Here is a 6,383-nt window from a genome sequence, read left to right as displayed (position 1 = left end):
GCCGTCGACGGATCCGGGATCCGCGCAGGAGAGGCGTCGGCGCATGCCTGAGGGCGACACCGTCTACCGCGTGGCGCACCGCCTCGACGACGCGCTGCGCGGCGGCCTGGTCACCCGCTTCGACCTGCGCGTGCCGGAACTCGCGACCGCCGACCTCACCGGATCCGTCGTGCACGCCGTGATCCCGCGCGGCAAGCACATCCTGATGAGGATCGGCGACTCGACGCTCCGCTCGCACCTGCGCATGGACGGCGCCTGGCACCTGTACCGCCCCGGCGAGCGCTGGCGGGCTCCCGGCTACACCGCGCGCGCGATCGTCAGCACCGCGGATGCGGAGGCGGTGGGCTTCGACGTCTCGATGCTCGCGCTCGTCCCCACCGCGCAGGAGGACACGCTCGTCGCGCACCTCGGACCGGATCCGCTGGGCGCCGACTGGGACCTCGCCGAAGCGGCGCGACGCCTCGGCGCCGACCGGCGCCCGATCCACGTCGCGCTGCTCGACCAGCGCAACGTCGCCGGCTTCGGCAACGAATACGCCGCAGAACTGCTGTTCCTGCGCGGGGTGCGCCCCACGACGCCCGCGATCGAGGTCGACGTCACCGCCCTGCTGGAGCTGGGGGCGCGCACGATCCGCGCCAACCGGGATCGCCTCGACCGCACCTTCACCGGCGTCGCGCAACGCGGCCGCACGACCTGGGTCTACGGGAGGGCGCACCGCACGTGCCGGCGCTGCGGCGCGATCATCGAGAGCGGCGAGCTCGGGGCGGATCCCACCGAGGAGCGCCGCACCTTCTGGTGCCCTCGCTGCCAGCGCTGACCCTCGTCCACGACACGCGCGAAATGCGTGCACGGGAATAGATCCGCCGCCGTCACGGTTGCAGATGTATCCGGGGAAAGTCCCGGGCACGGGAGGTTTTCGTGGGCAAGAACTACGTCGACATCGAGGACGGCCAGGGCGGCACGCTGCGCTATCGCAAGCACGCCAACGGCCGCGGCCTCATCGCGCACGGTGCCAAGGTGCACCCGCAGGCGGTCGTGGAAGCGGGCGCCTACGTCGAACCGCGCGCGAAGGTCGGGGCTGGAGCGCGCGTCGCGCGCGGGGCCTGGATCGAACCCGACGCGGTCGTGGGCGTGAACGCCCGGATCGAGGCCCATGCCCATATCGGGCAGGGGGCCGTGATCGGGGACGGCGCCAGCATCGGCGTCCGCACCGAGGTCGGGGCCGGAGCGCACATCGCGCGCGGCGCCCGCATCGGGGACGACGAGATCATCGCCGCCGGCATGACGCTGGACACCGACCGCAAGGGGCTCTGGCTCGCCGCCTGAGCCGCGCGGCCGCCGGGTACGCTGAACCCATGAGCAGACGAGGCGCATCCGGCGGTCGCAAGCCCGCGGTGCGCTCCGCGAAGGGCGGCGCCCGCAGCACCGCCGGCGGTCCGGCCGCGAAGGGCAAGAACGGCGGGAAGCCCGCAGGCAAGTCTTCGCCGCGCGCCAAGAAGGCGGAGAAGGTCGTCTTCGACGCCCCCGCCACGGTCGACGAGCCCCGCACGCTGCGCCTCGGCGCGGTGCCCGGCGCGACCCCTGGGCGCTGGATCGACACCTGGAAGGAGCGGATGCCTCGGGTGACGCTCGAGCTCGTGCCGCTCTCCTTCGCCGCCCAGCGCACCGCGCTGACCGAGGGCACCGTCGACCTCGCGCTCGTGCGCGCGCCGTTCGACAAGGACGGCATGCACGCCATCCCGCTCTACGAGGAGCTCCCCGTGGTCATCGCCGGGGTCGAGTCGCATCTGCTCGCCGCCGAGGAGCTCTCCCCCGCCGATCTGGCGGGCGAGACGCTGCTCACCACGCGCGAAGACGTGCTGGGCGACCTCGACCTTCCGACCACCCCGTCGCGGATCCCTCCGCTCGACACGGTCCAGGATGCCGTCGAGACCGTCGCCTCGGGCGTCGGCATCCTCGTCGCGCCCATGTCGCTGGCGCGCCTGTACCACCGCAAGGACGTCGACTACCGGGTCCTCCGCGATGCGCCGGTCTCACCGGTGCTGCTCGCCTGGCCCGCCGACGCCACGACGCCCGACATCGAGGCGTTCGTCGGGGTCGTGCGCGGCCGCCGCGCCACGTCGTCCCGCTGAGCAGGCCCAGCGAGACGAAACACGGCGCCCTTCGTCTCGCTGCGCTCGCTCAGGGACCGGAAGATACCCGGTCCCTGAGCGAGGAGCGCAGCGACGAGACGAAGGGCGCTCAACGGCCGGGGTGGGGTCAGGCCGCCTGCGCCATCTCCGCGGTCGCGATGACGCGCAGCACGTCGCCGGACGCGTCCACGACCACGCGACCGCCGTCGCCCAGCTCGCCCGAGACGAACAGGTCCGCGATGCGGTCGTCCACCTCGCGCTGGATCAGGCGGCGCAGCGGGCGCGCCCCGTACTCCGGCTCGTAGCCGTGCTCGCCGAGCCAGGCCACCGCCGCGTCGGTGATGTCGAGCGTCACCTCGCGCCCGGCGAGGCGCCGCGACGTGGCCTGCAGCAGGAGCCGCACGATGCGGCCCAGCTCCTCGCGGCTGAGCTTCTGGAACAGCACGATCTCGTCGATGCGGTTCAGGAACTCGGGCCGCATGGCCTCACGGAGCTTGCCCATCACCCGCGCCCGCAGGTCCTCCTGGGAGGCGAATCCGTTGGCGGATCCGTCCTGCGAGGCGACGAAGCCGAGCGCACCGGAGCGCGACGCGAGGAACTCGGAACCGATGTTCGAGGTCATCACGATCACCGTGTTGCGGAAGTCGACCGTGCGGCCCTGGCCGTCGGTCAGCCGGCCGTCGTCGAGCACCTGCAGCAGCAGGTTGAACACGTCGGGGTGCGCCTTCTCGATCTCGTCGAACAGCACGATCGCGTAGGGGTTGCGCCGCACGCGCTCGGTCAGCTGCCCCGCCTCGTCGTAGCCGACGTATCCCGGAGGGGCGCCGACGAGCCGCGACACCGTGTGCCGCTCACCGAACTCGCTCATGTCGAAGCGGATCACGGCGGTCTCGTCGTCGAACAGGCGGTCGGCGAGCGCCTTGGCCAGCTCGGTCTTGCCGACGCCGGTCGGGCCGAGGAACAGGAAGGATCCGACGGGCCGGCGGGCGTCGCCCATGCCGGTGCGGCTGCGGCGCACGGCGCGCGCCACGGCGGCGACCGCGTCGTCCTGCCCGATCACGCGGGCGTGCAGGTCGGACTCGAGGTCCGCCAGGCGCTCGCGCTCGCTCTCGGAGACGCGGCTGACCGGGATCCCGGTCGCGCGCGCGATCACCGCGGCGATCTCCGACTCCCCGACGACCGCGGACTCCGCATCCGCCAGGGGTGAGGTGGCGCCGGCGTCGTCGATGCGGGCCTGCACCGCGGCGATCTCGTCGCGGATCCGCGAGGCCTCCTCGTAGTGCTCCGCGCCGACGGCGGCGTTCTTGCGTGCCTCGAGGTCGGCGAGCTCGGCGAACAGCGCCGCGACGTCGGTCACGACGCCCAGGCGCAGCCGCAGCCGCGCACCGGCCTGGTCGATCAGGTCGATCGCCTTGTCGGGCAGCACCCGGTCGGGCAGGTAGCGCGCGCTCAGCTCGACGGCGGCGCGGATCGCGTCGTCCGTGTAGGAGACCGCGTGGTGCTGCTCATACGCGGGCTTGAGTCCTTCCAGGATGCGCACCGCGTCCTCGATCGAGGGCTCGGCGACCTTCACGGACTGGAAGCGGCGCTCCAGGGCCGGATCCTTCTCGATCCGGCGGTACTCGGAGAGCGTGGTCGCGCCGACCAGGTGCAGGTCGCCCCTGGCGAGGCGCGGCTTCAGGATGTTGCCGGCGTCCATGCCGCCGCCCTCCCCGGATCCGCCCGCGCCGACGACCGTGTGCACCTCGTCGATGAAGACGATGATCTCGCCCTTGTGCGCGGCGATCTCGTCCATGGTCTTGGTCAGGCGCTCCTCGAAGTCGCCGCGGTAGCGGGTGCCGGCGAGCATCGCCGGCAGATCGAGGGCCACCACGCGGCGGTCCTTGAGCTGCGCGGGCACGGCGCCGTCGACGATCGCGCGGGCGAGGCCCTCGACGATCGCGGTCTTGCCGACGCCCGCCTCGCCGATCAGCACCGGGTTGTTCTTGGTGCGGCGGCTGAGGATCTCGATGGTCTGCTCGATCTCGGAGGCGCGGCCGATCACGGGGTCGAGCGCGCCCTCGCGCGCACGCGCCGTGAGGTCGAGGCCGAACTGGTCGAGCATCGGCGTCTCGGATCCGGAGGGGGCGGCCGCCGCGTCCTGGTCCGGGGTCGCACCCGCGGGCATGGGCTCGCGCAGCCCCTGGGTCAGGGCCTCGGCGGTGACGCCGGCGCGGGCGAGGATCTGGCCCGCGGGGGCGTCCTGCCCGAGCACGAGCGCGAAGAACACGTGCTCCGGCTCGATATAGGTCGCACCGGACGAGCGCGCCACCTGGTAGGCGTGGAACAGCGCACGGCTGGCGCTCGGGGTGATGGTCGCGGCCTCGACGTCGGAGGCCTCCCCCGGCGCGGGCAGGCGCGTGTCGACGGCGTCGACGATCGCCTGCGGGGTCACGCCGATGTTGCGGATCGCCTGATCGACCGCGTCGTCCTCGACGATCGTGCGGAGGACGTGCAGCGCGTCGAGCTCGGTCTGGCCGCGCTCGAGCGCGAAGCGGCCGGCGCGCTGCAGGATGCGCTGGGTGCGCACGGTCAGGAACCGGCTGAGGTCGATCGACCGGGTCTGCCGGGCCTGCTCACCGGCGAGGTAGCGGGCGAGGAACTCGTCGAACGAGCCCGAACCCGCATCGGTGAAGTCGTTGGGCATTTCGCTTCCTCTCAAACTTGAGCGTTGTGCTATCAACTTCAACGCCGTCCTGCCACGGGTATTCCCGCCCGGCCCTCCCGTGTGTTCCGGAGCGTTGCAGCGCGACTCCGCCGATCGCCGCCGCTCGCCTAGAATCCAGGGATGGCCTCGCTTCTGTATGTCGGCGTGCGCCCTGAGCTGGATGCGGCGACGGCGGAGCGCGCGTCCTTCCGTGTCGCCCTCGGCGTGGACGCCGACGCGCTCGACCGCATCGACCTCACCACCACCGCGCTCCCCGACGACGTCTTCGACCGCTACGCCGGCTTCGTGATCGGCGGCTCCCCGTTCAACGTCACCGACGTCCGCAAGTCCGAGACGCAGCGACGGGTCGAGGCGGACCTGGAGCGGATCGCCGCGCGCGCGATCGACGGCGGCACGACCGCGTTCTTCACGTGCTTCGGGATCGGCGTCGTCACGCGCCTGCTCGGCGGCGACGTCGGCATGGACACCCCGGAGGAGGCGACCGCGGCCGAGATCCGCTGCACGACGGACGCGGCGGCGGATCCGCTGTTCGGCCCCGCAGGACCCGTGTTCCACGCCTTCACCGCGCACAAGGAGGGCTCGGCCGAGGTGCCGCCCGGGGCCGTGCTGCTCGCCGGCAACGACACCTGCGCCGTGCAGGCGTACCGAGTGGGCGCCGATCTGTATGCGACGCAGTTCCACCCCGAGCCGTCTCCGCGCGACTTCGCCGATCGGATGGTGTTCTACCGCACCACGGGATACTTCGACCCCGACGCGTTCCACACCGTGCAGGAGGCGGTGCTCGGATCCGTCGTGACCGAGCCGGCCCGCATCCTGCACCGCTTCGGCCAGCGCGCCCTGACCCGCTGACCCCCCGCCGCCCCGACTTCTGACCGCGGTCGGCTGACCGCTGACCGCTGACCGCGAGACTTCAACTGGGCGACGAGACTGCACGGAAAACGCGCAGTCTCGTCGCGGAGTTGGAGTCTCGCGGACAAGGGAGCCCGGATCCAGGGAGCCCGGATCCGGGGCGGGCGGATCAGGGGAGGGCTCGGAGGAGGGCTATACGGTCGTCGAGGTAGGCGGAGAGCAGCATGAGGGCGCCGGCGGCGGACCAGCGCACCGACGGGACGCCGTCGACGAGGACGAGCGGGCCGGACGAGCCGCCGGCCGACACGGCGGCGACGTCGATCGGGGTCCACCCGACGTGCACGGTCTCGCCGTCGGCGAAGCCGCCGCGCGAGGCCTCCGCCCTGCGCTCGGCCCTCGCGCGCGCCGACTCCGCCGCGTAGCCCCGGCGCACCGGCGCCGCGGCGCGCAGCACCTCGGCCGTGGCGAACACGGCGTCGTCCGAGATCAGGAGCGCGCCGACGTGCCAGGCGGATCCGGCGCGCACGATACGCGGCGCCCGCCACCGCGAGGTCTTCTCGCGGCCGAGCGCCTCCTGCGGCAGGCCGGAGAGGGCGGCCCGCGCCCCGTCCAGCAGCGCCTCGAGCGGGGCGCCAATCAATGCGCAGGAGGGGTGCCACGCTCCACCGCCCAATCTGCGTGCGGCCTACAACCGC

6 protein-coding genes are annotated in these 6,383 nt (G+C 72.9%); 4 read left to right on the top strand and 2 right to left on the bottom strand.

Going from position 1 to position 6,383, the window contains the following annotated elements:
- Nucleotides 1-43 precede the first annotated feature (43 nt).
- From B7X32_RS17070 to B7X32_RS17060, 3 genes are all read left to right on the top strand, one after another.
- On the top strand, nt 44-817 hold the full coding sequence (locus B7X32_RS17070) for a DNA-formamidopyrimidine glycosylase family protein (RefSeq protein WP_292722329.1): 774 nt from the start codon (nt 44-46) through the stop codon (nt 815-817).
- Nucleotides 818-918: 101 nt separating this feature from the next.
- Entirely contained in the window at nt 919-1,326 is a 408-nt protein-coding gene (locus tag B7X32_RS17065) for a transferase (protein ID WP_045272888.1), read from the top strand.
- A gap of 29 nt (nt 1,327-1,355) precedes the next feature.
- On the top strand, nt 1,356-2,132 hold the full coding sequence (locus tag B7X32_RS17060; protein ID WP_292722326.1) for a LysR family substrate-binding domain-containing protein: 777 nt from the start codon (nt 1,356-1,358) through the stop codon (nt 2,130-2,132).
- 127 nt (nt 2,133-2,259) lie between these two features.
- Here the strand turns inward: B7X32_RS17060 and B7X32_RS17055 are convergent, their stop codons facing one another.
- Nucleotides 2,260-4,818: an ATP-dependent Clp protease ATP-binding subunit gene (locus B7X32_RS17055; RefSeq protein ID WP_292722323.1), complete on the bottom strand. Its 2,559-nt coding sequence runs from the start codon at nt 4,816-4,818 to the stop codon at nt 2,260-2,262.
- A gap of 141 nt (nt 4,819-4,959) precedes the next feature.
- Between B7X32_RS17055 and B7X32_RS17050 the strand changes: the two genes are divergently transcribed.
- Nucleotides 4,960-5,688, top strand: coding sequence for a GMP synthase (locus B7X32_RS17050; protein ID WP_292722320.1), 729 nt, complete (start codon nt 4,960-4,962; stop codon nt 5,686-5,688).
- A gap of 169 nt (nt 5,689-5,857) precedes the next feature.
- Here B7X32_RS17050 and B7X32_RS17045 read toward each other — a convergent pair whose 3' ends face one another.
- Complete coding sequence (locus B7X32_RS17045) at nt 5,858-6,328, bottom strand: glutaminase (RefSeq protein WP_292722318.1); 471 nt, start codon at nt 6,326-6,328, stop codon at nt 5,858-5,860.
- Nucleotides 6,329-6,383 lie beyond the last annotated feature (55 nt).

The sequence above is a fragment of the Microbacterium sp. 13-71-7 genome (assembly GCF_002257455.1).
Taxonomy (GTDB): Bacteria; Actinomycetota; Actinomycetes; order Actinomycetales; family Microbacteriaceae; genus Microbacterium.
Note: the sequence above shows the minus strand (reverse complement) of the source record. Positions and strands in the feature narration are given on the sequence as shown.

Coding starts and splice junctions, on each gene's coding strand:
- B7X32_RS17070 (WP_292722329.1), top strand. CDS start 44: ATGCCTGAGGGCGACACCGTCTACCGCGTGGCGCACCGCCTCGACGAC.
- B7X32_RS17060 (WP_292722326.1), top strand. CDS start 1,356: ATGAGCAGACGAGGCGCATCCGGCGGTCGCAAGCCCGCGGTGCGCTCC.
- B7X32_RS17055 (WP_292722323.1), bottom strand. CDS start 4,818: ATGCCCAACGACTTCACCGATGCGGGTTCGGGCTCGTTCGACGAGTTC.
- B7X32_RS17050 (WP_292722320.1), top strand. CDS start 4,960: ATGGCCTCGCTTCTGTATGTCGGCGTGCGCCCTGAGCTGGATGCGGCG.